This window comes from Azospirillum rugosum, assembly GCF_017876155.1.
GTDB classification, from domain to species: domain Bacteria; phylum Pseudomonadota; class Alphaproteobacteria; order Azospirillales; family Azospirillaceae; genus Azospirillum; species Azospirillum rugosum.
Map to the genome: position 1 here is coordinate 124119 of NZ_JAGINP010000016.1, position 23541 is coordinate 147659.

22 protein-coding genes are annotated in these 23541 nt (G+C 70.1%); 13 read left to right on the forward strand and 9 right to left on the reverse strand.

Annotated features, from left to right (window positions below; all coding sequences use genetic code 11):
• The first annotated feature begins 207 nt into the window (after positions 1-207).
• Positions 208-588: a type II toxin-antitoxin system RelE/ParE family toxin gene (locus tag J2851_RS21300; protein ID WP_209768711.1), complete on the forward strand. Its 381-nt coding sequence runs from the start codon at positions 208-210 to the stop codon at positions 586-588.
• Positions 558-902, forward strand: coding sequence for a helix-turn-helix domain-containing protein (locus J2851_RS21305; protein ID WP_209768712.1), 345 nt, complete (start codon positions 558-560; stop codon positions 900-902). The genes J2851_RS21300 and J2851_RS21305 overlap by 31 nt, the downstream gene beginning before the upstream one ends.
• A gap of 68 nt (positions 903-970) precedes the next feature.
• Here the strand turns inward: J2851_RS21305 and J2851_RS21310 are convergent, their stop codons facing one another.
• Positions 971-1843, reverse strand: coding sequence for a branched-chain amino acid aminotransferase (locus J2851_RS21310; protein ID WP_209768713.1), 873 nt, complete (start codon positions 1841-1843; stop codon positions 971-973).
• A gap of 173 nt (positions 1844-2016) precedes the next feature.
• Between J2851_RS21310 and J2851_RS21315 the strand changes: the two genes are divergently transcribed.
• Entirely contained in the window at positions 2017-2529 is a 513-nt protein-coding gene (locus J2851_RS21315; protein ID WP_209768714.1) for a MarR family winged helix-turn-helix transcriptional regulator, read from the forward strand.
• Positions 2530-2564: 35 nt separating this feature from the next.
• On the opposite strand, the gene J2851_RS21320 is transcribed toward J2851_RS21315, so the two are convergent.
• Positions 2565-2834 (reverse strand): hypothetical protein, encoded by a 270-nt coding sequence (locus tag J2851_RS21320; RefSeq protein WP_209768716.1) that lies wholly within the window; start codon positions 2832-2834, stop codon positions 2565-2567.
• 146 nt (positions 2835-2980) lie between these two features.
• Positions 2981-3190, reverse strand: coding sequence for a cold-shock protein (locus tag J2851_RS21325; RefSeq protein WP_209768718.1), 210 nt, complete (start codon positions 3188-3190; stop codon positions 2981-2983).
• Positions 3191-3483: 293 nt separating this feature from the next.
• Here J2851_RS21325 and J2851_RS21330 point away from each other — a divergent pair, with 293 nt between their 5' ends.
• The 3 genes from J2851_RS21330 (at position 3484) to J2851_RS21340 (ending at position 8276) form a co-directional block, all read left to right on the forward strand.
• The gene (locus tag J2851_RS21330) at positions 3484-5703 is read left to right on the forward strand and encodes an ATP-binding protein (RefSeq protein WP_209768720.1); all 2220 of its coding nucleotides are present in this window, start codon (positions 3484-3486) and stop codon (positions 5701-5703) included.
• Positions 5704-6201: 498 nt separating this feature from the next.
• Positions 6202-6897, forward strand: a complete 696-nt coding sequence (locus J2851_RS21335; protein WP_209768721.1) for a response regulator — start codon at positions 6202-6204, stop codon at positions 6895-6897.
• 17 nt (positions 6898-6914) lie between these two features.
• A complete protein-coding gene (locus tag J2851_RS21340; protein ID WP_209768723.1) occupies positions 6915-8276 on the forward strand; it encodes an ATP-binding protein in 1362 nt (453 codons plus the stop codon).
• 160 nt (positions 8277-8436) lie between these two features.
• Here J2851_RS21340 and J2851_RS21345 read toward each other — a convergent pair whose 3' ends face one another.
• The 4 genes from J2851_RS21345 to J2851_RS21360 form a co-directional block, all read right to left on the reverse strand.
• Positions 8437-8772 carry a tRNA-binding protein gene (locus J2851_RS21345; protein ID WP_209768725.1) on the reverse strand — a complete coding sequence of 112 codons (336 nt, stop codon included), beginning with the start codon at positions 8770-8772 and terminating at the stop codon, positions 8437-8439.
• 113 nt (positions 8773-8885) lie between these two features.
• Positions 8886-9323, reverse strand: coding sequence for a phasin family protein (locus tag J2851_RS21350; protein WP_209768727.1), 438 nt, complete (start codon positions 9321-9323; stop codon positions 8886-8888).
• 164 nt (positions 9324-9487) lie between these two features.
• Positions 9488-10192 (reverse strand): TetR family transcriptional regulator, encoded by a 705-nt coding sequence (locus J2851_RS21355; protein ID WP_209768728.1) that lies wholly within the window; start codon positions 10190-10192, stop codon positions 9488-9490.
• A 27-nt stretch (positions 10193-10219) separates the two neighbouring features.
• Positions 10220-11149 carry a LysR family transcriptional regulator gene (locus tag J2851_RS21360; protein WP_209768729.1) on the reverse strand — a complete coding sequence of 310 codons (930 nt, stop codon included), beginning with the start codon at positions 11147-11149 and terminating at the stop codon, positions 10220-10222.
• Positions 11150-11286: 137 nt separating this feature from the next.
• On the opposite strand from J2851_RS21360, the gene J2851_RS21365 reads away from it, so the two are divergent.
• Positions 11287-12168, forward strand: coding sequence for an NmrA family NAD(P)-binding protein (locus tag J2851_RS21365; protein ID WP_209768730.1), 882 nt, complete (start codon positions 11287-11289; stop codon positions 12166-12168).
• A 166-nt stretch (positions 12169-12334) separates the two neighbouring features.
• Here the strand turns inward: J2851_RS21365 and J2851_RS21370 are convergent, their stop codons facing one another.
• On the reverse strand, positions 12335-13939 hold the full coding sequence (locus J2851_RS21370; RefSeq protein WP_209768731.1) for a glycosyltransferase family 39 protein: 1605 nt from the start codon (positions 13937-13939) through the stop codon (positions 12335-12337).
• Positions 13940-14230: 291 nt separating this feature from the next.
• Here J2851_RS21370 and hflX point away from each other — a divergent pair, with 291 nt between their 5' ends.
• The 4 genes from hflX to J2851_RS21390 all read left to right on the forward strand — a co-directional run bounded on the left by hflX (position 14231) and on the right by J2851_RS21390 (position 21486).
• Entirely contained in the window at positions 14231-15565 is a 1335-nt protein-coding gene (gene hflX, locus J2851_RS21375; protein WP_209768732.1) for a GTPase HflX, read from the forward strand.
• Between the two features lie 125 nt (positions 15566-15690).
• Positions 15691-16035 carry a DUF2934 domain-containing protein gene (locus tag J2851_RS21380; protein ID WP_209768733.1) on the forward strand — a complete coding sequence of 115 codons (345 nt, stop codon included), beginning with the start codon at positions 15691-15693 and terminating at the stop codon, positions 16033-16035.
• Positions 16036-16215: 180 nt separating this feature from the next.
• Positions 16216-18081, forward strand: coding sequence for a dihydroxy-acid dehydratase (ilvD, locus tag J2851_RS21385; protein WP_209768734.1), 1866 nt, complete (start codon positions 16216-16218; stop codon positions 18079-18081).
• Between the two features lie 363 nt (positions 18082-18444).
• Positions 18445-21486 (forward strand): ATP-binding protein, encoded by a 3042-nt coding sequence (locus J2851_RS21390; protein ID WP_209768736.1) that lies wholly within the window; start codon positions 18445-18447, stop codon positions 21484-21486.
• Between the two features lie 112 nt (positions 21487-21598).
• Here the strand turns inward: J2851_RS21390 and J2851_RS21395 are convergent, their stop codons facing one another.
• Positions 21599-21907: a ribbon-helix-helix domain-containing protein gene (locus J2851_RS21395; RefSeq protein ID WP_209768738.1), complete on the reverse strand. Its 309-nt coding sequence runs from the start codon at positions 21905-21907 to the stop codon at positions 21599-21601.
• 187 nt (positions 21908-22094) lie between these two features.
• Between J2851_RS21395 and J2851_RS21400 the strand changes: the two genes are divergently transcribed.
• Both J2851_RS21400 and J2851_RS21405 read left to right on the forward strand, forming a co-directional pair.
• Positions 22095-22289, forward strand: a complete 195-nt coding sequence (locus tag J2851_RS21400) for a hypothetical protein (protein WP_209768739.1) — start codon at positions 22095-22097, stop codon at positions 22287-22289.
• Between the two features lie 201 nt (positions 22290-22490).
• A complete protein-coding gene (locus J2851_RS21405; protein ID WP_209768741.1) occupies positions 22491-23510 on the forward strand; it encodes a sensor histidine kinase in 1020 nt (339 codons plus the stop codon).
• Positions 23511-23541: the final 31 nt, after the last annotated feature.

A 23541-nucleotide genomic window follows, 5' to 3' on the forward strand; every position in this document is an offset into this window, starting at 1 on the left:
GCTTCCACCAGGATCCAGAACTTGGGAACAGGCCATTTTTGGCATTTACAAAATGCCAAAACCAGCATATTTCTCGTTTGCCACCCACAATCGTTCCAAGGAGAAGCAGACCAGGATCTGCTGCGCATAGAGCCCCCTTCCAAACCCGGAGACCCACCATGATGCGCCCTACCTTCATTTCTCGCGTCGAGCGAAGAGGAATACACTATGGCTCCCAAAGAGAAGGCTGTTTTATGGGTTTCGAGTGCGCGCGATGATCTTGTCGATTTCCCAATCCCGGTCAAAAGAACGATTGGCTTCGCTGTCCACCTTGCCCAAATCGGCCTGAAGCATGAACAAGCCAAGCCGTTGCAGGGCTTTGGCGGGGCTTCCGTGCTGGAGGTGGTGGAGGATCACCGGGGCGACACCTACCGGGCCGTCTACACGGTGCGGTTCGAGGACGCCGTGATCGTGCTCCACGCTTTTCAAAAGAAGTCCAAACGAGGGATTGCCACGCCCGCCCACGAGATCGACCTGATCCGTAAGCGGCTGAAGCTGGCTGAGGAGTTGTACGCGCAATGGAAGACAGGAAAGCGGAAGCCGAGCTGACGCTCGTCGAGGGAAGCGGCAACGTCTTCGCGGATTTGGGCATCGCCGATGCCGAAGAGTCCATGGCGAAGGCGCGGCTGGCCGGGCAGATCGCGCTGGCGATTCGCGACCTTGACCTGACGCAGAAGCAGGCGGCGGAGCGCATGGGGCTGGACCAGCCCAAGGTATCCGCGCTAATGCGCGGGAAGCTGGCCGGCTTCTCGATCGAGCGGCTGGTGCGTGGGCTGGTGGCGCTGGATCGCGACGTGGAGATCACCGTCCGGCCGAAGCCGGAGTCGCGAGATCATGCGCGGGTCGTGGTGGTGGAGCGGTAGGCACTGGATTGCCCCCTCCCCGGCCCTCCCCCGCTTCGCAGGGGAGGGAGAGAGGAGCGCGGTAGCGCTTACCCGCGCACCAGCGCGTCGTAATCCTTCACCAGAGCCTCGCATACCGGGCCCGGGGTGAAGCTGTGGTCGCCGATCTGGCCGACGGGGGTGACCTCGGCGGCGGTGCCCGTTAGGAAGACCTCCTGGGTGTTGGCCAGTTCGTCCGGCTGGATGTGGCGTTCGATCACCTCGATGCCGCGCTTCCGTGCGAGATCGATCACCGTGCGACGGGTGATGCCGTCCAGGAAGCAGTCGGGCTTGGGCGTGTGGATCTTGCCGTCCATCACCAGGAACAGGTTGGCGCCGGTCGCCTCCGCCAGGTAGCCGCGGTAGTCCAGCATCAGCGCGTCCTGGTAGCCCTTGGCCTCCGCCTCGTGCTTCGACAGGGTGCAGATCATGTAGAGGCCGGCGGCCTTCGAGGCGGTCGGGGCGGTGTCCGGGGCCGGGCGGCGCCACGGGGCCCAGGTCAGCTTGATGCCGGCCATCTTCGCTTCCGGGCTGAAATAGCTCGGCCACTGCCAGACGGCGATGGCAACGTGGATCCGGCTGTCCTGCGCGGCCACACCCATCATCTCGCTGCCGCGCCACGCCACCGGGCGGACGTAGGCGTCGGTGAAGCCCATCGCCTTCACGGTCTCGTTCGTCGCCGCGTCGATCTCCGCCACCGAATAGGGCAGATCGAATCCCAGGATGCGGGCGGACGCCGCCAGACGCTCGCTGTGCTCCGTCAGTTTGAAGACCTTGCCGTTGTAGACGCGTTCGCCCTCGAAGACGCAGCTGGCGTAATGCAGGCCGTGCGTCAGGACGTGCAGGTTCGCCTCGCGCCACGGGACCAGCGCGCCGTCGTACCAGATCACGCCGTCACGGTCGTCGAAGGGAAGGATGGACATGGGTGTTTCCTGCGTGGCTTTGGCCCCGCGGTGGGAAAAATTCCTCCGGGAGATTTTGGCCCGGAAATTTTACCACGGGGAATTTGTTGAGCGTTTCCCTTGTTTAAGGGCGTTTGTTCGTTTATGTCTGTGTGACTGACCCATTTGTAACGATTTGCACCGATCACGTCAACATGGCTGACATAAAAGCAGGCGTGAACCAGCTGTTCCTCCGCGAGGAGGAGCTGCGGACGGGGATGGAACTCCTGTTCTACGCCTACCGGGAATTCACGGCGGAGCCGGACGAGATTCTGGCGGAGATCGGTTTCGGCCGGGCGCACCACCGCGTCATCTATTTCGTCGGGCGCTACCCGAAGATCACCGTGTCGGAGCTGCTGGCGATCCTGAAGATCACGAAGCAGAGCCTGTCGCGCGTGCTGGGGGAACTGGTCCGGCAGGAATACATCCTGCAGCAGACGGGCGTGCGCGACCGCCGGCAACGGCTTCTTGAGCTGACGGACAAGGGCGTGGAGCTGGAACGGCTGCTGTCGGAAACGCAGCGGCAGCGGATCGCCCGCGCCTATCGCATGGCGGGAGCCGAGGCGGTGGAAGGCTTCCGCAAGGTCATGCTGGGGATGATGGACGAAGAGGACCGGGCGAAGTTCGCGCCGCCGGTGCCGGCCCGGCTCGCCGCCGTGAAGCGGTAGGAACCAGGCGCGGCCCGCGTGACGCGCCCCGGACGCTAGTCGTTGTTGTTCGGGGCGGCCGCGTTGGACGCGTCGCCCGTCGACGCATCGCCGGCCGGGGCTTCACCGTTCGGAGCGGCGGGCGCGCCCGCCGCCTCGTCCTTGCCGGCCGCGGGCGCGCCACGGCGGCGGAAAGAGGTCCTTTTGTAAACCACGCTGTCGGAGGACCCCGGCGGGCACTGAACGATCTTGCCCCCCTTCGCGAGGAACTCGCGGGTCATGGAGTCGATCTCATTCCGATCCGCGCTGCGGTTATCGGATGCCATGCATGCCTCCTGCGATCGTGATCGGCCCTTTTTGGATCGGAGCGCCGGATCCATGCGCTGGGATCCATGCGCTGGACTGCGGCGACAAAAAAGGGCGCTTCCTGGACGTGCGGCTTTGGAAATGCCGGATTCGGAAAAGCCTTCGTTCAAACGGCCTTCAGGTTCGCCGCCGCGCTCTTGCCCTTCTTCGGGTCGCGCTGCAGCTCGTAGGACAGCTTCTGGCCTTCGTGGACGTTGCCGATGCCCGACCGCTCGACGGCGGAGATGTGGAGGAACACGTCCTCCGTGCCGTCTTCCGGCTGGATGAAGCCGTAGCCCTTGGTGGTGTTGAACCATTTGACGGTTCCGATAGCCATCTGGCAGTTCCTTGGACGCAAGTTGCCCACGGCAGACCTGCCGCGGGCATCAAATCCCGAGGGGGGACCAAACGCAGAACCCTGCACGCGGACCGCATTCCCAGAAATTCGACTCCTTAGACGTGGGGTTTGCGGGGCCTGGATGCAACCCAACCCCTTGGCCCGTCCGGTTAAGACCGGCACGCCGGAACGGCAGGACGGGGTAGCCAAGCCTGCCCAATGGCCGAATTGTGCGCCTTGCGGACGATACCCCATAGTTTCCGCCACCATGAACGTGCGAGGGAGGCGAAGGCGTGCAGCGTGCCCATCTCGTGGCTGCCTTCCTGGCCTTCGCCGCCCTGTGCGTCGGCGGGTCGGCGCTGTCGGTCTGGCATGACCGCACCGCCACGCTGGACCAGGCGCAACGGGAGATCGCCGCCACCGCGCAGCTTCTGGACGAGCACGCCAACCGGGTCTTCGAATCGGGCGACACGCTGCTGCAACTGTTCACGGCCGTCGTGGCAGGGTGGGACCTGACCGACCCCGACGAGGAACGGCGGGTGTGGGAGACGCTGCGCGCGCGCATCGACCGGATGCCGCAGCTGGACGCCGTCCGGGTGGTGGACGCCGAAGGGCGGACCGTCCTGGACAGCGCGCGGCCGCCCGGGACCGCCCACGCGCGCGCGCCGGCCCCAGCCCTGGCCCCGTTGGATCGGGACACCGTCCAACGCTCCATCCTGGCGCACCGCGTCGGCGGCCTGCGCGTCGGGACGGCCATGGGAGAGGCCGACGGCGCCCGCGACCGCTTCACGATCAGCCGCGCCTTGCACAACGCTGACGGCCAGGTCCGCGCAGTCGTCGTGCTGGCGATCCGCGGCAGCTATTTCTCCCGGATCTACGGGCAGACCGGGTGGGGCACCGGCGCGCGCCTCGCCCTGTTCACCGCGGCGCGGGAGCGGCTTGCCGAATGGCCGCCGGACGGGACGGTGGAGCCCCCGGTCGCCGCCTGGCCGCAGCCCTGGGATCCGCCGGACACGCCGGCCATGCCCGACGGCACCCACCTGACCGCCGCCCGCCAGCTCGACCCCTACCCCGTCGTCGTCGTGGCAAGCCGGCCGCTGCACGAGATCCTGGCCGGCTGGCGGGAACGCGCCGCCTGGGCCGGGGCCATCACCGGCGGCGTCCTGGCCGGCACGGGCCTGCTGTTCCTCTATGCCCTGTCCGGCATCCGGCGCGAGGAGGCGGTGCGCGCCGAGCTGGTCCGCGCCAACCTGAGCCTGGACGAGCGCGTCCGCCGCCGCACGGCGGAGCTGGAGGGGGCGCTGCGCGCGGCCGAAACCGCCAATCTCGCCAAGATGAAGGTGCTGGCCACCGTCAGCCACGACCTGCGGCAGCCGCTCCAGGGGCTGGCGGCCTTCCACGACCTGCTGCTGAAGGATTCGCCGAACCCCGACCTGCACCGGCTGGGCCGCATGGCGTCGGCCTCGCTCCAGGCCGGGCAGAGGCTGCTCGACGACCTGCTGACCCTGTCGCGGCTGGAGGCCGGGGTGGTCCCGGTGGAGGAGGCCGACTTCGCCGTCGGGCCGCTTCTGGAACAGCTGGCGGCCGAGCTGGCGGCGGAGGCGGCGGGCAAGGGCCTGCGGCTGCGGGTCGTCCCGACCACCGCCCGGGTGCGCAGCGACCCCGCGCGGTTGCAGCCGATCCTGCGGAACCTGCTGTCCAACGCGGTGAAGTACACCATCAGTGGCGGCATCGTCGTCGGCGTGCGCCGGCGGGGCGACCATGTGCGGGTGGAGGTCTGGGACAGTGGCCAGGGCATCCCCCAGGCCGAACTGGGGACCATCTGGGAGGAGTTCTACCAGATCGGCAACCCGGCCCGGGACGGGTCGCGCGGCGCGGGGCTGGGCCTGTCGATCGTGGACCGCACGGCGCGCCTGCTGAACCATCCGCTGGACGTGCGGTCGCGCCCCGGCCGCGGGTCCGTGTTCACGGTCACGCTGCCGCGCGCCGAGCCCGCAGGCCGGGGCGGGCTGGTGGATGACAGGGCTGCGGATGTGGCGGCGGAGCCGGCGCCGGCGCCGGTGCTGGTCCTCCCCGTGGGAACGGCGCCCACGGCCGCGGCCCGGGCGGCGACGTCCGCCGGGCGGCTCGGCGGGCGGGTGATCCTGATTGTCGAGGACGACCCGTTGCAGCGCAGTTCCCTGACCCTGCTGCTGGAACAGGCCGGCGCCGTCGTGGTGGCCGCTGACAGCTTCGACGCCGCGCTGGCCATGACGCGGGCGGCCGTGAACGCGCCGTCGGCGATCCTCAGCGACTATCGCCTGCCGGGCGGCACGGACGGGCTGAGCGGGATCGAACGGCTGCGCGCCACGCTGGGCACCGGCCTGCCGGCCGTCCTGCTGACCGGGGAACTGTCGGCCGAACTTGCCCGCGCCGCTGAGGGCGCCCGCTGCACGGTGCTGACCAAGCCGGCCCAACCCGCGCGAATCCTCGCCACCCTGGCCGAGCTGACCACCGCCGAGGCCGCGGCGTGAGGTCACCGTGGACAACGCCTGATGGCGGTTGTCCTTCCGCCACCCTTTCGCTACCGTTGTTCCGTGATCCGCCGCGCGCCGCGGCGCTGTGACGGAGGCGGTTGGTGATGGGCGGACGCGGATTGGTCGGGCTTTTCGTGGCGATGGCCGTTGTCTTGGGCGCCGCGCCGCTCCTCGCCCAGACGACGCCCCCGCCGCAGCCTCATCCTCCCGGGGGCCATCCGCCGCCGCCCCAGGCCTATGAGGACTGCCGCGGCCGGAAGGCCGGGGAGACCGTCCAGCACACGACCCCGCGGGGCCGGGTGCCCGCCACCTGCGAGCCGTCGCCGGAGGGGCTGGTCGCACGCCCCCACCACCCGCCGCCGCCCGCATCCCCGCCACCGCCCCCGCCACCCGCGCCTCCACCCGCGCCGCGCGGCTGAGGCCGCCACCGGCGGATGGTGCGGCGCGCGCGGGCGCGCGATGGTGTAGCGCGCGCGGGCGCGCTATAGTCGCGCCATGACCGAAGACCAGCCCCACATCCTGGTTGTCGATGACGACACCCGCCTGCGCGAGCTGCTGCGCAAATACCTGGCCGGCAACGGCTTCCTGGTGAGCACCGCGAAGGACGCCGCCGACGCGCGGGCCAAGCTGGGCGGGCTTTCCTTCGACCTGCTGGTGCTCGACATCATGATGCCGGGAGAGACCGGGCTGGAGCTGACCGAGTCGCTGCGCCGGGACCGCGACATGCCCATCCTGCTGCTGACCGCGCGCGGCGAGCCGGACGACCGCATCGCCGGGCTGGAGGCCGGGGCCGACGACTACCTCGCCAAGCCCTTCAACCCGCGGGAACTTCTGCTGCGCATCAACTCCATCCTGCGCCGGCAGGCCAGCCGCCCGCCGGAGCCGGTGCCGCCGCAGCCGGTGAAGCTCGGCCCCATGATCTATTTCCCGGACCGCGACGAACTGCGCGCCGGCGAGGAGGTGATCCGCCTGACCACGGCGGAGGCCAGCCTGCTGCGCATCCTCGCCGCGTCGCCCGGCACCACCTTCTCGCGCGAGGAGCTGACCGAGCGCAGCAAGGTCGCCGGCAACGCCCGCACCATCGACGTGCAGGTGACCCGGCTGCGCCGCAAGATCGAGCCGGACCCGCGCGAGCCGCGCTATCTGCACACCGTGCGCGGCGAGGGTTACGTGCTGCGCCCGGATCCGTAAGGAAAGAGGACGTTTCCATGACCGCCGACGCCGCCGCGGGTCCAGCCCCCCTGCCGAAACGGGAGCGGACGGGCTTCCTGAAGCGATTCCTGCCGCGCACGCTGTTCGGACGGTCGCTGGTCATCATCGTCACGCCGGTCATCCTGGCCCAGGCGGTGGCGACCTGGATCTTCTACGACCGCCACTGGGACACCATGACGAACCGGCTGGCCTTCGCGGTCGCCGGCGACATCGCCATGGTCATTTCCGTGCTGGAGCACGACCCGACCCCGGAGGGGCGGAACTGGATGCTGGCCAACACCGCGCGCAGCACCGACCTGATCGTGACGCTGGAGCCCGGCAACACCCTGCCCGAACAGCGGCCGCAGCTGCGCGGCCTGCTGGAGCGCACGCTGGGCAAGGCGCTGGACGAGCGGGTGCACCGGCCCTTCGCCATCAACACCCGCGTCGCCCACGAATGGTACGAGATCCGCGTGCAGATGCCCGACGGCGTGCTGTCGGTCATGTCGCCGGAGCGGCGGCTGTTCAGCCCGACCAGCTACATCTTCATCCTGTGGATGGTCGGCTCGGCGCTGGTGCTGTTCACGGTGGCGATCATCTTCATGCGCAACCAGATCCGGCCGATCAAGCGGCTGGCCGCCGCCGCGGACGCGCTGGGCAAGGGGCGCGACGTGGCGAACTTCAAGCCGGAGGGCGCCACGGAGGTGCGGCAGGCCGCCGCCGCCTTCCTGAAGATGCGCGAGCGCATCCACCGCCAGATCACCCAGCGGACGGAGATGCTGGCCGGCGTCAGCCACGACCTGCGCACGCCGCTGACGCGCATGAAGCTGGCGCTGGACATGCTGGGCGACGGGCCGGAGGTCGAGGAGCTGATGACCGACGTCGCCGAAATGGAAACGATGATCGAAGGCTACCTGGCCTTCGCCCGCGGCGAGGGGACGGAGGCGGTCGCCCCCACCGACCTGACACGCATCCTGAACGAGACGGTCGCCGGCGCCCGCCGCGAGGGGGCGGAGGTGCTGCTGGAGACGGAAGCGGACATGACGCTGCCGCTGCGCCCCAACGCCATGCGGCGCTGCCTCGCCAACCTGCTGTCCAACGCCCGCCGCCACGGCGCCCGCATCTGGGTGCAGGCGGAGCGGCGCGGCGCCAGCATCGAGATCCTGGTGGACGACGACGGGCCGGGCATCCCCAAGGGATCGCGCGAGGACGTGTTCAAGCCCTTCTTCCGCCTGGACAGCTCGCGCAACCAGGCGACGGGCGGCGCCGGCCTGGGCCTGACCATCGCCCGCGACGTGGTGCGCAGCCACGGCGGCGACGTCACGCTGAGCGACAGCCCCCACGGCGGCCTGCGCGTGCTGATCCGCCTGCCGGTGTGAGGGGATGAGATGAGCGCTGGGAGTTGAGCCCCCACCCTAACCCTCCCCCACCTTCGGCGAGGGAGGGGACTGCCGCCGCTCCGACGCTTAACTCCTCCCCCCGCGAAGTGGGGGGAGGTCGGGAGGGGGGCCCAATTCAACCACGCTCCCGATCCGCCGCTCAGTACAGCCGGCCGCCGTTGGGGACGGGCTGGGTCGGGGCGATCAGGACGACGGCGTCCTCGGCGTCGGGCAGGCCGAGGCACAGGACCTCGCTGGTGAAGGGGCCGATGCGCTTGGGCGGGAAGTTGACCACGGCCAGGACCTGCCGGCCGACCAGCTCGTCGAGGGTGTAGTGGGTGGTGATCTGGGCGGAGCTGCGCTTCGTGCCGATCTCCGGACCGAAGTCGACGGTCAGCTTGTAGGCCGGCTTGCGCGCTTCCGGAAAGGGTTCCGCCGCCACGATGGTGCCGACGCGGATGTCCACCTTGAGAAAGTCGTCGTAGCTGATGGTCACGGTGCGTCCTTGCCCAATAGGAATGTCCGAGGGAGGCTAGCACCGGCTCCGCAAACGCGAAAGGGCCGCCCCAAGGCAGGGCGGCCCTTTCCGGAAACATCCGCGGCGGATGCTTACTTCGCGCTCTTGGCGATGGCGGCCTTGACCTCGTCCAGGCTCTCCGACACGCGCTTGGACAGCACGTCGGCGGCCTCGGTGTTGGACTTGGCGACCAGCTCGGCCAGCTCCTTGATGTTGGACAGCGCCTTCTCGAAGGCGACCTTCACCAGCTCGGCCTGCTTGGCGGCCTTCTCCTCCGGCGTGCCGGCGGCGACGACCTGGTTCACGTAGGTGCCGGCCTCTTCCACCGAGGCGCGGACGATCTCGGCCTGGCGGCGCAGGACGGCCTGCAGGCCTTCGATCGCCAGCTGGTTGGCGGCGGTGACGGCCTCGATGTTCTTGCGCTGGCTCGCCAGGATGGCTTCGACGTCCATGCCGGGGACCTTGTAATCGCCCAGCACCTTGGAGACGTCGAATTCGAGGAACGGGTTACCGGACGACTGCTTGGCCATGTTCATCACCCCCGACGAAAGGTTTTGCCGGTATGCTGCGGCGCAACATACCTGGAGCGGGACTATGCAGAGTGCCAAAAAGATAGTCAACGCGTTTGTGCGTCGCACCATGCGCTAGACCGGAGCGACGGACATTCAACCGACGGACGCGGGTTCCGGTTCCTTCAGATCGCCGGATCGATCGCACCCGCCGGGGGTTCCACCGGCTGGGAGCGGCGCGGACGGCGGCGCAGCGTGCCGGCCCAGCGCTCCGCCCGGCGCAGCTCCGCGTCCAGCGCCGCCATGGTGCGGGACAGGTCGGCGGTGTCGTCGTCCAGGAACACGCGCATCACGCGCGCCTGCACGGCGCCCAATCCGGCGGTCAGGACGGCGCCGCCCAGCCGGTCGGCCTCCACCCCCGCGGCGCGCAGCATCCAGGCCATGGAGCGGCCGAACTGACGGGAGAAGGCCAGCGCGGTCAGCGGCTCCCCCCGCAAGTCGCGCATCACCACGCGCAGGCCGTCGCGGTAAGGTTGCAGCGCGTCATAACGACGCATCATCACGTCGAACAGCCGGTCGCGGGCGCTTTCCCCCGAATCCAGGGCCGGGTCGGGGGGCTGGTCGTCGGCCAGCACGGCCATGTCCGCGGTGCGGGACACGGCGGCCAGCACGTCGGCGCGGTCCGGATAGCGTTGGTAGAAGGCGGCGGCGGACAGGTCCGCGGCCCGCGCGATGTCCAGAAGGCCGGTGCGCGACCAGCCCTGCTCCGCGGCCAGCCGCATCGCCGCGGCGGCGACGCGCCGGTCCATCTCGGCGGCCTTGGAGCCGGGCTCGGAACCGGAGCCGGTTTGGGGCTCGGTGTGGAAGGGGGAATCGGCGGTGTCGTCCATGGGTCCGGGCCTCTCGTCTGATGCCCCTTATGTGGTGGGCCGTGGCGCCGCCGCACAGGTCAGCACGGCGGCGCGCAGCCACGCGTGGGCCGGGTCGCCGTGCCGACGCTCGTGCCACAGCTGGGTGATGGCGAAGGCGGGCATCGGCACCGGCGGGTCGAAGACCGCCAGCGGCACCATGGCCCGCAGATGCTCGGCCAGCCGGCGCGGCAGCGTCAGGACGAGGTCGCTCTCCGCCACGATCAACGGCGCCGCCAGGAAATGCGGGGTGCGCAGCACGATCCGGCGGGCCAGCCCCAGCCGGTCCAGCGCCGCGTCCACGAAGCCGGCGCGGCTGCTGTCGCGCCCCACCGTCAGGAAGGCGTGGCGCAGCCCGGCAAACCGCTCCGCCGTCATCGGGCCGTCCTGCAGCGCCGGGTGGTCGGCGCGCACCACGCAGGCGAAGTCCTCGCGGTAGAGGGTCTGCTGGTAATAGCCGGCCTCCGCCACGTCGAAGACTCCGATGGCGAGGTCGATGGTGCCGGAGGCGATCCCCTCCTCCGCCGCCGGGCCGTGGAGCACGACCTCGACGTCCAGGTTGGGGGCGACCTCGGCGAAATGGGCGAGCAGGCGGGGCAGCAGCACGACGGTCTGGTAATCGACGGTGGCGATGCGGACGGTCCCGGTCTGCGCGGCCGGGTCGAAGTCCGGCGGCTGGACCATGCGCCCGACCTCCGCCAGCACGCGGGCGAGCGGGGCCGCCAGCGCCTCCGCCCGCGGAGTCGGCTCCAGCCCCGCGGCGGTGCGGACCAGCAGCTTGTCGCCGAACAGGGCGCGCAGGCGGCCGAGCGCCCGGCTCATCGCCGGCTGGCTGAGCCCGACGCGCCCGGCGGCGCGGGTCACGTTCCGCTCATCCAACAGCGCCGCCAGGGCGACCAGCAGGTTCAGGTCGATGCCGGCCAAATTCACTTCACGCATGGAGATCATATACTCCATGCATTGGGCACATGCGAGCGGGATCCGTATCGTCACCGGCAGACAAGACTTCCACGGGCCAAGACTTCCACGGGCCAAGACTTCCACGGGCCAAGCCTTCCACGGACGGAGACGGAACCATGTTTGCAGTGATGGGCGTGACGGGACACACGGGCGCCGCGGTGGCCGAGACCCTGCTGGCGCGCGGCGCCGAGGTGCGGGTGGTGGTGCGCGACGCCGGCAAGGCGGCCCCCTGGGTCGCGAAGGGTGCGGAGGTCGCGGCGGCCGACGCCCGCGACGCCGACGCGCTGACCGCGGCGTTTCAGGGCGTCGAGGGCGTCTACGCGCTGAACCCGCCGGGCTACGGCTCCGACGACCCGCTGGCCGAGGCGCGGGCGGTCGGGGCGGCGCTGGCCGACGCCGTGGCGCACACACACGTGCCGCATGTGGTGGCGCTGTCCTCCATCGGCGGGCACCGGCCGGATGGGACCGGCATCATCGTGACGACGCACCTGCTGGAGAACGCCCTGCGCGCCGCCGGCCGGCCGCTGACCATCGTGCGCGCGGGATTCTTTATGGAGAACTGGGCCAACGTTCTGGCGCCGGCGCTGGGCCAGGGCGTGCTGCCCTGCTTCACCCTGCCGCTCGACAAGCCCTTCCCGACGGTCGACGTCGCCGACATCGGCCGCACCGCCGCGGAGGCGCTGCTCGGCGGGCCGCGTGGCCTGCGCGTGGTGGAGTTGAACGGCCCGGCCGACCGCACCCCGCAGGACGCCGCGGCGGCGCTGTCCGCGGCGGCCGGGCGGCCGGTGCAGGCGGTCGCCGTCCCGCGCGAGGCCTGGGTCCCGACCCTGCTGGCCGCCGGCCTCGCCCAGCGCCCCGCCGAGCTTCTGGCCGAGATGTACGACGGCCTGAACGAGGGCCGCGTCGTGCAGGAAGACGGCACCGAGCGCGCGAACGGCACGGTGACGCTGGAACAGGCCATGGCGCGGCTGGTCCAGGGCGCGCGGGCGGCGGCGTAACATGAGAAACCCTCTCTCGCCCCCGGCGGGAGAGGGAGGGACCCGCCGCCATGCGGCGGGAGGGTGAGGGCTTGGTTTCTCGGGAAGACCTTGCCCTCACCCTTCCCACTTCGTGGGCCCCTTCCCTCTCCCTGCGGGGCAGGGAGAGGGAGCTTACGCCCACCCCTTACCGGCAGAAGGGGAAGGTCTCCACGTGCTTCATGTAGGTGGGGATCCAGTAACACTGGCCGGCGGGGCTGGGCAGGCGTCGGCCCTCGATGACCGGCCAGACATGGGCGACCAGGACGACCAGCGCGACCGTGCCGTAGATCCAACGGCGCGTCTTCGCGCGCTCCAGAAGGCCGGGGAAGCGCACCAGCACCCAGGCGGCGGCGAGCGCCACCAGCGGGTCGGTGTAGGCGGCGTAGGCGCGCTGGAAGCCGCGCAGGGAGAACAGCGTCTCCAGCCCCCAGGCGACCAGCAGGAGGAATCCCGCCTGCACCGCCGCCAGCCGCTCGCCCCGGCGCCACAGGGCGATGGCGCCGCCGATCACGAACCACTCCACGACCACGGTCTGCGGGACGTTGTCCGGGTGCAGGACGATGGTGCGGATCGCCAGCGTGCGCCACAGGCCCTTGGCCAGCAGCAGGAACAGGCTTTCCGACAGCACCTGCTGCTCCCCGCCCAGCGCCGCCTGGTGCTTCCAGGTGGTGAAGACGAACATGTGCTCGATCAGGTTCGAGACGGCGATCACGTTCTGCTCGTGCAGCCGAATCTCCAGCGCCAGCACGCCGAGCGCCAGGCCGAGCACCACCGCCCCCGCGCAGGCCAGGGCGAAGGCCGGGCGGACGCGCCACACCGCGGCATAAACCATCATGCCGAGGAAGACCCAACCGACGATGATCCCCTGGTAGACGCCCGACAGGCCGCCGCCCACCGTGTGATAGGGGAACATCGCGTGGCCCGCGTCGGCGATGCCCTGCCGGATCAACGCCACTGCGGGCATCGCAGCGATCCCGGCGACGGCCAGCAGAAGCAGGGCGGCCAGCCACCAGCCGGGGCGCGGGACGGACGCGAAGCGCCGGCCGAAGAGCAGCGCGATCACCGGGATTCCCATCGCCAGGAAGATCGCCTGGATCTTGGTGACGACCGCCAGCGCCGCGAGCAGGCCCGCCAGCCCAAGCATCAGCACCGGCCGCCAGCCCGGCGCCGTCCGCACGGCGGCCAGGGCGAGGAGAAGGGCGGTGACGACGAAGGAGGCCGACAGCAGGTCGGTGCGCATCTGCCGCGCCTGGGTCGTGATGCCGATCCCGAAGGCCAGCACGATGGCCGACAGCAGCGCGACGCGGCGGTCGCCGACCAGCGCGCGGACCAGCGTTGCATAAACCATGACGAAGCCGGCCGTGAGGGCGATGGACAGCGCGCGCCCGGCCTCCACGAGGTTCTGCCAGGCGGCGTCATAGGCGGCGGTGTCGGCGGCCGGCGGCAGGCCCGAGACGGTGATGACCGGCATCAGCCCGAGCGCGTGCAACAGCCGGTACCAAGCCTCGATCACCAGGAAATAGGTGTAGCCGGGGTGGTCGAAGTACTCCTGCGTAAGCCCCTGGTTGAACAGCAGCCCATGGTAGGCGAGCACAAGATCCTGGTCGGCGTGCGCCCAATAGGGCAGCCGGAAGCCCACCAGCAGCGACGAGACGGCCATCACCGCGGCCAAGCCAAGGCACAGCCCCCACCAGGGCCACCGGTCGAAGACGGAGCGGGCCGGGAAGGCGACGTGATCGAGGAGGGTCATGAAGGGCTCGGCGATGGTGGACGCGGTGATTTTACAGGATATCCCCTCTCCCGCTCACGGCGGCCAATGGCCGCCTGTCGCCGACAGCGCCCGCAAGCGGGCGCGAAAGGCCAGGGGGGAGAAGGGATGCTCCGGGGTTGTGCACGATTCCGGACGGTTTGGGAACCCGGACCGGGTCGGGCTGTTGGATGCATTGCACAAGTTGCAGGCATTTTCCTGGATTGATGGAGCTGAGCCACCGCAATGCCAGACCCCGACGATCGCACCCCGCTCCGCTCTCCCGACACCGCCATGCAAGGCCAGAGCGCGGACGGCGCTTCGGTCTCCGCACCGGCCCCTACGGGCCGCGCGCTGGTGATCCTGCCGCTGCTGCCCGGCGAGACGTCGACCCGCCAGCCGCAGGCCCGGCTGGCCGAGGCCGTAGCGCTCGCCGAGGCGATCCGGCTGGACGTGCCGCACTGCGAAGTCGTCAAGGTGGCGCGGCCGGATCCGGCCAGCCTGTTCGGGCGCGGCACCGCGGAGCGGATCGGCGGCATGGCGGAGGCCTTCGAGGCCGACCTGGTGGTGATCGACCACGCGCTGTCCCCCGTGCAGCAGCGCAACCTGGAACGCATCTGCATGGCCAAGGTGATCGACCGCACCGGCCTGATCCTGGAGATCTTCGGGGAACGCGCCCGCACCCGCGAGGGGCAGTTGCAGGTGGAGCTGGCGGCGCTGACCTACCAGCGCTCCCGCCTCGTGCGGTCCTGGACCCACCTGGAGCGGCAGCGCGGCGGCTTCGGCTTCCTGGGCGGCCCCGGCGAAAGCCAGCTGGAGCTGGACCGGCGCCTGATCGCCGAGCGCATCACCCGCCTGAAGCGGGAGCTGGAGGAGGTGCGCCGCACCCGCGGCCTGCACCGGGCCTCGCGCCAGCGCGGCGACACGCCGCTGGTCGCGCTGGTGGGCTACACCAACGCCGGCAAGTCCACCCTGTTCAACCGCCTGTCGGGTGCCGACGTGACGGCGCAGGACATGCTGTTCGCCACGCTCGACCCGACGGTGCGGCAGGTCCCGCTGCCGTCGGGGCGGACCATCGCCCTGTCGGATACGGTGGGATTCATCTCCGACCTGCCGACGCAGCTCGTCGCCGCCTTCCGCGCCACGCTGGAGGAGGTGCAGGCGGCCGACGTCATCCTGCACGTCCGCGACGTGTCCCACCCCGACAGCGAGGCCCAGAAGGCCGATGTGGAGCGGGTGCTGGCCGAACTGGGCATCGACGCGGAGAACGACCCGCGCGTGGTGGAGGTGCTGAACAAGACCGACCTGCTGCCGGCCACCGCGCGCGGCGCGCTGGGGATGCGGCTGACCAACCAGCGGATGATGGAGGGTGCGGAGCGCGCGGTTGCCGTGTCGGCCCTGACCGGGCTGGGCCTGGACGACCTGCTGGATACGCTGGACCGGCGGCTGTCCAGCGGCTGGCGCGTGATGGAGCTGTCCATCGACCTCGCCGACGGGCGGGCGCTCGCCTGGCTCTACGCGCACGGGCAGGTGCTCGACCGCCGGGACGAAGAGGGGATGGCCCGGCTGCGCGTGGCGCTCGATCCGGCCGACGCGGCGCGCTTCGAGACCCAGTTCGCCGCCGGCTGAGGCCAATTCCGAAACTCCGGCGCGGTTTGCCCGTTGAAGCGGAAAGGCCGTTCCCCAACGCGCCGGGATCGTGCTTCCCGGCGGCGATGGCCGCGGAACCGCCGGAGCGAGGAGGCCGATTCCCCATGAGCGACAAGACCGAGCGCATCCAGCGCCGCGCCCACGAGATCTGGGAGCGGGAAGGCCGGCCGCACGGCCGGCACGACGAGCACTGGTCCCAGGCCCAGGCGGAGATCGACGCGGAGCTTCGCGCTGAGGCGGAGGGTTCCGCAGGAAAGGCCAAGCCGGCGCGTGCCAAGACCGGCGCGGCGAAAGGCAGCACGCGCGCGGCGGCGGAGAACCTGTCGGCGGTCGCCGCCGGGCGGACGGAGCAGACCGGGACCACAAAGACCGGCGGGCAGATCTCCCGCGGGGGTGCGTCGCGCGGCAAATCCGCCAAGGCCTCCCGCAAGGACGCCTCGCCGGGCTGATCCCCTAGGCGTCGGCGCGGCGTTTTCCGGGCCGGGCGCGCCTTTGTGCCCGCCGCAGCCCTCCCATGCCTCCACCCACCTTTGCCTTCACAACGAGAGGTCTGGTTTCTGCCGGAAGGGATTGCTAGTGTTGCGGCCAACACGCATCCGCACGCAATGTTCGATCTCTGAGGTGGACCCATGCCGCACTACCGTTCCCGCACTTCCACGCACGGCCGCAACATGGCGGGCGCCCGCGGCCTGTGGCGCGCGACGGGGATGAAGGACGGCGATTTCGGCAAGCCGATCATCGCCATCGCCAATTCCTTCACGCAGTTCGTCCCGGGGCACGTGCACCTCAAGGACCTCGGCCAGCTGGTCGCCCGCGAGATCGAGAAGGCCGGCGGCGTCGCCAAGGAGTTCAACACCATCGCCGTGGACGACGGCATCGCCATGGGCCACGACGGCATGCTGTACAGCCTGCCGTCGCGCGAGCTGATCGCCGACGCGGTGGAGTACATGGTGAACGCCCACTGTGCCGACGCGCTGGTGTGCATCTCCAACTGCGACAAGATCACGCCGGGCATGCTGATGGCCGCCATGCGGCTGAACATCCCCGTCGTCTTCGTGTCCGGCGGCCCGATGGAGGCCGGCAAGGTCAACTGGCGCGGCAAGACCAAGTCGGTCGACCTGATCGACGCCATGGTCGCCGCCGCCGACCCGACCGTGACCGACGAGGAGGCGGAGGCAATGGAGCGCAGCTCCTGCCCGACCTGCGGCTCCTGCTCCGGCATGTTCACCGCCAACTCCATGAACTGCCTGACCGAGGCGCTGGGCCTCGCCCTGCCCGGCAACGGCACGATCCTCGCCACCCACGCCGACCGCAAGGAGCTGTTCCTGGCCGCCGGCCGCATGGCCGTGGAGCTGTGCCGCCGCTGGTACCAGGAGGAGGACGCCACCGCCCTGCCCCGCGGCATCGCCACCTTCGAGGCGTTCGAGAACGCCATGACGCTGGACATCGCCATGGGCGGCTCCACCAACACGGTGCTGCACCTGCTGGCCGCCGCACAAGAGGGCCAGGTGCCCTTCACCATGGCCGACATCGACCGGCTGTCGCGCCGCGTCCCCAACGTCTGCAAGGTCGCCCCGGCCGTTGCGGACGTGCATATCGAGGACGTGCACCGCGCCGGCGGCATCTTCGGCATCCTGGGCGAGCTTGACCGCGCCGGCCTGCTGAACCGCGACGTCGCCACCGTCCACGCCAAGACGCTGGGCGAGGCGATCGAGCGCTGGGACGTCAAGCGCACCGGCGACGCCAGCGTGCACACCCTCTACAAGGCGGCCCCCGGCGGCATCCCGACCACCATCGCCTTCAGCCAGGAAAAGCGCTGGCCTGACCTGGACCTGGACCGCGACAAGGGCGTCATCCGCTCCGTCGACAGCGCCTTCAGCAAGGACGGCGGGCTGGCCGTGCTGTTCGGCAACATCGCGGAGAAGGGCTGCATCGTGAAGACGGCGGGCGTGGACGCGTCCAACCTCGTCTTCGCCGGCCCGGCCCGCGTGTTCGAGAGCCAGGACGCGGCGGTCGAGGCCATCCTGGGCGACAAGGTCCAGGCCGGCGACGTTGTGGTCATCCGCTACGAAGGGCCGCGCGGCGGCCCGGGCATGCAGGAGATGCTGTACCCGACCAGCTACCTGAAGTCGAAGGGGCTGGGCAAGGCCTGCGCCCTGGTCACCGACGGCCGCTTCTCCGGCGGCACGTCCGGCCTGTCGATCGGCCACGCCTCGCCGGAAGCGGCCCAGGGCGGCGCCATCGGCCTGGTGCAGGAAGGCGACCGGATCGAGATCGACATCCCGAACCGCTCCATCCGCCTCGCCGTGGCGGACGAGGAGTTGCAGCGCCGCCGCGACGCGGAGAACGCCAAGGGTGCGGCGGCCTGGAAGCCGGCCGGCCGCAACCGCGTGGTCTCCCCCGCGCTGCGCGCCTACGCCGCCCTGACCACCAGCGCCGACCGCGGCGCCGTGCGCGACGTCAGCCAGGTCGAGGGGCTGGCCGTGAAGCGTTGAGGGGCAAGCGCCGGGCCGGCGGTCATAGGACCAAAGCGGAATCCGCGGCGACTCGGGGGCGAATCGGAGCCTCCGAGTCATACGGAATTCGATATATATTAGAATAACATTCATGAAATGAGCGCCGCCGTGCCAGTCACGGCGGCGCTTTTCCATAATGTTGTCCGCGATGACATACATCTGTATGCAGAAGCGGCGTCTTCTAAAAAAGAATCGGTCGCAGATTGGTTTGAAATCCACAAATCTGGAATTGCATGCTCTAATATGTCAAAGAGAGCTCCGGCGGGGGGCTTCATGGCAAACGCACGTTTCGACTTGGTTGGGATACCGGAGGGACTGCCCGGAGCGGCGGGGCCCCGCACCATGCCCGCGCACCCGGAACCGGAGGTTGCGGACGGCGGCCCGGACGGCGCGATCCGCCGCAAGCCGCCGGAGCGCAAGGTCGTCACCGTCCTGTTCGCGGACATCGTCGAATCGTCGAGCATGGTTTCCGGCCGCGACCCGGAAGAGGCCGACCAGACGCTTCTGGGCATCCTCCAGATCCTGACGGACAGCGTCGCGCGGTACGGCGGCACCATCGCGCAGATGCTGGGCGACGGCATGATGGCGGTGTTCGGGGCGCCGGCCGCGATGGAGGACCACGCGCTGCGCGCCTGCCTCGCCGCCCAGGACATCGCCCGCGCGGCGATCGATTCCGCCGATTTCAAGGTGCGCGTCGGCATCAGCTCCGGCGAGGTGGTGGCCCAGGTCGTGGAAAGCGGCGTGTGGACCGACTACCGCACCGTGGGCGAAACCGTGCACGTCGCCGCCAAGCTGCAGCAGCGCGCCGAGCCCAACAGCGTGCTGCTGTCCCGCGGCACGGTCGACCTGGTGCCGACCGGCCTGACCGTGCGCCCGGCGGGGACGCTGCGCCTGGCCGCCGCGGCCGAGCCGGTGGCCGCCCACGCGCTGGAATCCGTCCGCGCCATGCGGCGCACGGCCATGGACATGCTGTCGTCGGATGGGAACCTGTTCGTCGGGCGGCAGCAGGAACTGGCCGAGCTGACCGAGGCCCTGCACCGCGCGCAGGAAGGCGAAGGCGCCTTCATCCTGCTGAGCGGCGAGGCGGGCATCGGCAAGTCGCGCCTGACCAGCGAGCTGACCCGCACCCCGGCGGCGCAGGGATTCGGCACGCTGTACTGGCCGCAGTTCCCGATCCGCCGCCTGGGCGAGCCCGACGACCTGGAAGCGGTGGCGCAATCCCTCGTCCGGCTGGTCGGTGGAAGCGCCGCGAACGGCGACTCCACGGCGCTGCTGGCGGCGGCGGCGGAGCGCGGCGGCGGCGAACTGGCCGGCGAGGCCATGCGGGAACTGCTGGGTGTACCCTCCGCGCACCCCATCTGGCAGGGGCTGGATCCGGCCCAGCGGGTCGATTTCACCATCGAAGGGCTTGCGGCGGCGCTGGTCGACCTGTCGGCCGCGCAGCCCCTGCTGGTCCTGGTGGAGGACGCGCACTGGACGCGCGGCCTGACCACCCGCCTGCTCGACACGCTGGCGGGGGTGGCGGAGGACGCGCGCCTGCTGATCCTGGTCACGTCGCGCCCCAGCACGCCCGGAGGCTGGAAAGCCCCCGAGCAGCTGCGCCGCATCGAGCTGGAGCCGCTGGAAGCGCTGCAGGTCGACGAGTTCCTGGACCACTGGCTGGGCCACCATCCGTCCCTGTCCGAACTGAAAGGGCGGCTGGCCGCCCAGAGCCAGGGCGTTCCGCTGTACCTGGAAGAGTCGCTCCGTTCGCTGGAGACGGCGGGGATCATCGTCGGCACCCCCGGGCATTACCAGGCCGGCGACACCGACGCGAAGCTGGTCCTGCCGACGACGATCCACGGGCTCCTGGCGTCGCGGATCGACACGCTGGATCCGGACGCGCGGCGCACCCTGATGCACGCCGCGGTGATCGGCCCCTCGGTCGACCTCGACCTGCTGCGGCTGATCGCCCCGGTTCCCTCGGGCGAGTTGCCGTCGATCCTGGCCCGGCTGGAACAGGGCGGCTTCTTCGCCGCATCCCGCCTCCTGCCGAACATGGAGGTCATGTTCCGCCACGCGCTGGTCCAGGAAGTCGCCTACGCGACTCTGACCAAGCGCGAGCGCCAACCGTTGCACGGGCGCATCCTTCACCGGCTGCGCAACCGCCGGGAACGCGAGTTGCCCGGCCGCATCGAGCTGATGGCGCACCATGCCTTCTACGCCGAGGACTGGGCGGCGGCCTGCGTCTATGGCCGCCGCGCCGGGAAGCGGGCGGAGGGAAGCTGCAAGCACGCCGACGCCGGCCGGTATTACGGGAACGCGCTGAAGGCGCTGGACCACCTGCCGGAAACGCGGCGCAACCAGCAGCGCCGGATCGACCTGTGGATTTCCATACCGCTGATCCTTCTGCCCCAAGGCGGGCGGAGCGCCGACAACCTGCTGGACAAGGCATGTTCCCTGGCGGAAGTTCTCGGCGACCGGTACCGCTACGCGCGGGCGGCATCGCTCATGGCGTCCTTCCAATGGGTGTACGGCGACCTGGACGCCTCCGTCGCCCTGTGCCGGGCCGCCATGGCGGCCCTTCGCGACGACGAAGCCCGGGACGTGCGGGTCCAGATCCTGCTCCGCCTCGCGGGCATACTGATGGATCAGGGGAATTTCCGCGAGTGCCATGACGCGGTGAGCGAGGCGCAGAAGCACCTGCAACCCGGCGACCTGCAAGGCCGCTACGGGCTGACCATGGTCGCGGCCACCTGCGCTGCCTCCTGCCGGGCCCGCTGCCTGGCCGAATTCGCCGAACACGCGGAAGCGGAGCGGGCGGCGCGGCTGGCGGTGGACATCGCCGACGAAAGCGGCCACGGCTTTTCAAAAGCGGTGGCGAACCTTTATCTCGGTCTGGTCTGCCTGATCGGCCAACGGGTCGAATCCGCGGTTCCGCCATTGAAGGCGGCGCTGAACATCATGGAGGCCACCCGCCTCCATATCTTCCAACCGCTCGCCCTTGGTGCGCTTGGCAGTGCGCTGGTCCGCACCGGGCAAGCGCAGGAAGGCCTTCCCCTGCTTCTCGCGAGTCGCGAGCACGCCCGCATGCTGCGCGTAAGCCGGCAGGAGCCGCAAATTCTGATCTGGATCGCCGACGCCGCTCTGCGAACGGGGAATGCGGACCAAGCGGTCGCGACCGCGCGCGAAGCCGCCCGACTCGCGCGCACGGCCGGCCAGTTGTCCGACGTCGCTTGGGCCAGTCTGGTCCTTTCCATGGCTCACGCCGCGCAGAGCCAAGCGTCGCCGTCCATCGACGCGCTCGAAGAGGCTGAGAGTCTTGCCGAACGCCTGTCGCTGACGGCGCTGCTTGCGAAATGCCGGGCGCAACGGTTTTTGACGGCACCGGCACCCCGTCCCTGACGGGAAGGTCCGCCCGTTCCGGAAACCCGCGGCATCGGCGGCCGCCGTCCGGGACGGATGCCCCACGCAAAGCCGAGTCCCGCCGCGTCAAACCGTGAGCCGGTTCCACCGCTCAGACCGCAAGCGCCGGGCAGCCCGCCGCGCCCTCGCGGAAATAATTCAGCACATAGACGCGCACGGAGGTTGCGAACGGGATGCCGGCGGATCGACCCCGGTCGATGTCCGTGCAGAGCGCCTCGATTGAGCGGCTTTCCCGCTGGGCAATGTCCTTCAGCCCGTCCCAGACGGTCGATTCCAGCCGCAGACTGGTCCGGCGCCCGCCGACGGTGACCGAACGTGACACAACGGTCGGCGGTGCCGCCAGGGAGCTGAGATCGGCCATCTCGTCAAGGCTGCGGGGGATACGGCGATCCATCTTCATCGGTGTGCTCCTGGCGGCGTTGAGCTTGCGGTGCGCGTGCGCACGCGTGTGGGTGTTTTGTACCGCCGGAGGTACCTCGCGGCGTGTGAAGTTCTTCACAGTCTGGACGGCCCCTTCCCGACGACAGTCTGGGCATACCGCGGTATTCGCGGACCCCGACAAACGCCGAAGACAAGGAGCAACGTCCATGACCACCACCATCAGCCAGACCGCCCTCATCCGTGGCGCCGACGGCCGTCTCTTCTCCGTGTCCGCCCAGGGCGTCGCCGAGGTTGCCGAGCAGGCCGCCACGCTGACCGCCTCCACCCGCATCGGCGACCGCCGCGGCTTCGGCAACGACGACCACCAGGCCGGCCGCAACTGGATCACCCCGGGTCTCTGATCGCCGGGTTTACCCTGCGTCTTCGGGCCGTGGCGGCCGGCATCGATCCGGCCAGCCACGGTCCCGCGCAGAGGATGTCCCCAGCGAACGGGACAGTTTGAAAAGTTGATCGATTCCCCGCGACTGTCCATTCTCGCGTTGCCTTCGGACCGTCCATCGCGTTGAATATGGAATGATGTTCCGAACGGACGCGCGTTCCCCATGCCGTTGAGCACGCTCTTCCGATTGCGCAAGAACGTGGCGCTTGGGCTGGTTTTCGGCGTCGCGGCCTTCGTGGTCGCCCTGGTCGTCCGGATGGCGATCGGCGATCGGCTACCTCCCGGCTTTCCCTACCTGACCTTCTTTCCGGCCGTCATCATCACCACCGTCCTGGCCGGACTGTGGCCGGGCATCCTGACCGCGGTGCTGAGCGGTCTGGCGGCGTGGTACTTCTTCATCGAGCCGCTGAATTCCTTCGTGGTCACCTCCGGCACGGCGCTGGCGCTGGGCTTCTACATCGTCGTGGTCGCGGTGGACATCGCCGTCATCCACATCATGAACGTCGCGCTGGAACGGCTGGCGGAGGAGCGCAACCGGAGCGCCGCGCTGACGCAGCAGGCGCAGGTGATGTTTTCCGAGTTGCAGCACCGCGTGTCGAACAATTTGCAGCTCGTCTCCGCCCTCATGCTGATCCAGAAGGCCAACGTGACCGATCCGGCGGCAAGGCGCGCGCTGGAGGACGCCTGCGGACGCCTGACGACGCTGGGCCGCCTGCACCGCACGCTGCACGATCCCAACCGCGAACGGACGTCGCTGGCGGAGTTCCTGTCGAGCCTGTGCCAGGACGTGCTGGACAGCGCCGGCGCGGACAAGGTCCGCTGCCCCGTCTCCGCCGACGCGGTTGACATCCCCGCCGACAAGATGATCCCGCTGGCTCTGATCGTCACCGAACTGGTCAGCAACGCGCTGGAGCATGCCTTTCCCGGCGATAGCGGCGGGACGGTCGCGGTCGGCCTGCGGGCGGACGGGGACGCGGCGGTGCTGACCGTGCGCGACAACGGCCGCGGCCTGCCCGACGGCTTCAGCCTGGACCGGCCGAGCAGCCTGGGGCTGAAGCTGGTGCAGGCGCTGGCGGGGCAGATCGGCGGCCGGTTCAGCATGACGGGCGCCAGCATGGGAGATGGGGGCATGACGGGTGGCGGGACCACCGCCACGCTTCGGTTTCCGAACGCTGCCGCGTGACGGGCGGGTTTGGCCGCCGTGTTTGGCCACC

Excerpts from the sequence above, each read along its gene's own strand:
- J2851_RS21300 (WP_209768711.1), top strand. The coding sequence starts at position 208 with ATGGCTCCCAAAGAGAAGGCTGTTTTATGGGTTTCGAGTGCGCGCGAT.
- J2851_RS21305 (WP_209768712.1), top strand. The coding sequence starts at position 558 with ATGGAAGACAGGAAAGCGGAAGCCGAGCTGACGCTCGTCGAGGGAAGC.
- J2851_RS21310 (WP_209768713.1), bottom strand. The coding sequence starts at position 1,843 with ATGTCCATCCTTCCCTTCGACGACCGTGACGGCGTGATCTGGTACGAC.
- J2851_RS21315 (WP_209768714.1), top strand. The coding sequence starts at position 2,017 with ATGGCTGACATAAAAGCAGGCGTGAACCAGCTGTTCCTCCGCGAGGAG.
- J2851_RS21320 (WP_209768716.1), bottom strand. The coding sequence starts at position 2,834 with ATGGCATCCGATAACCGCAGCGCGGATCGGAATGAGATCGACTCCATG.
- J2851_RS21325 (WP_209768718.1), bottom strand. The coding sequence starts at position 3,190 with ATGGCTATCGGAACCGTCAAATGGTTCAACACCACCAAGGGCTACGGC.
- J2851_RS21335 (WP_209768721.1), top strand. The coding sequence starts at position 6,202 with ATGACCGAAGACCAGCCCCACATCCTGGTTGTCGATGACGACACCCGC.
- J2851_RS21340 (WP_209768723.1), top strand. The coding sequence starts at position 6,915 with ATGACCGCCGACGCCGCCGCGGGTCCAGCCCCCCTGCCGAAACGGGAG.
- J2851_RS21350 (WP_209768727.1), bottom strand. The coding sequence starts at position 9,323 with ATGGCCAAGCAGTCGTCCGGTAACCCGTTCCTCGAATTCGACGTCTCC.
- J2851_RS21355 (WP_209768728.1), bottom strand. The coding sequence starts at position 10,192 with ATGGACGACACCGCCGATTCCCCCTTCCACACCGAGCCCCAAACCGGC.
- J2851_RS21360 (WP_209768729.1), bottom strand. The coding sequence starts at position 11,149 with ATGCGTGAAGTGAATTTGGCCGGCATCGACCTGAACCTGCTGGTCGCC.
- J2851_RS21365 (WP_209768730.1), top strand. The coding sequence starts at position 11,287 with ATGTTTGCAGTGATGGGCGTGACGGGACACACGGGCGCCGCGGTGGCC.
- J2851_RS21370 (WP_209768731.1), bottom strand. The coding sequence starts at position 13,939 with ATGACCCTCCTCGATCACGTCGCCTTCCCGGCCCGCTCCGTCTTCGAC.
- hflX (WP_209768732.1), top strand. The coding sequence starts at position 14,231 with ATGCAAGGCCAGAGCGCGGACGGCGCTTCGGTCTCCGCACCGGCCCCT.
- J2851_RS21380 (WP_209768733.1), top strand. The coding sequence starts at position 15,691 with ATGAGCGACAAGACCGAGCGCATCCAGCGCCGCGCCCACGAGATCTGG.
- ilvD (WP_209768734.1), top strand. The coding sequence starts at position 16,216 with ATGCCGCACTACCGTTCCCGCACTTCCACGCACGGCCGCAACATGGCG.
- J2851_RS21390 (WP_209768736.1), top strand. The coding sequence starts at position 18,445 with ATGCCCGCGCACCCGGAACCGGAGGTTGCGGACGGCGGCCCGGACGGC.
- J2851_RS21395 (WP_209768738.1), bottom strand. The coding sequence starts at position 21,907 with ATGAAGATGGATCGCCGTATCCCCCGCAGCCTTGACGAGATGGCCGAT.
- J2851_RS21400 (WP_209768739.1), top strand. The coding sequence starts at position 22,095 with ATGACCACCACCATCAGCCAGACCGCCCTCATCCGTGGCGCCGACGGC.
- J2851_RS21405 (WP_209768741.1), top strand. The coding sequence starts at position 22,491 with ATGCCGTTGAGCACGCTCTTCCGATTGCGCAAGAACGTGGCGCTTGGG.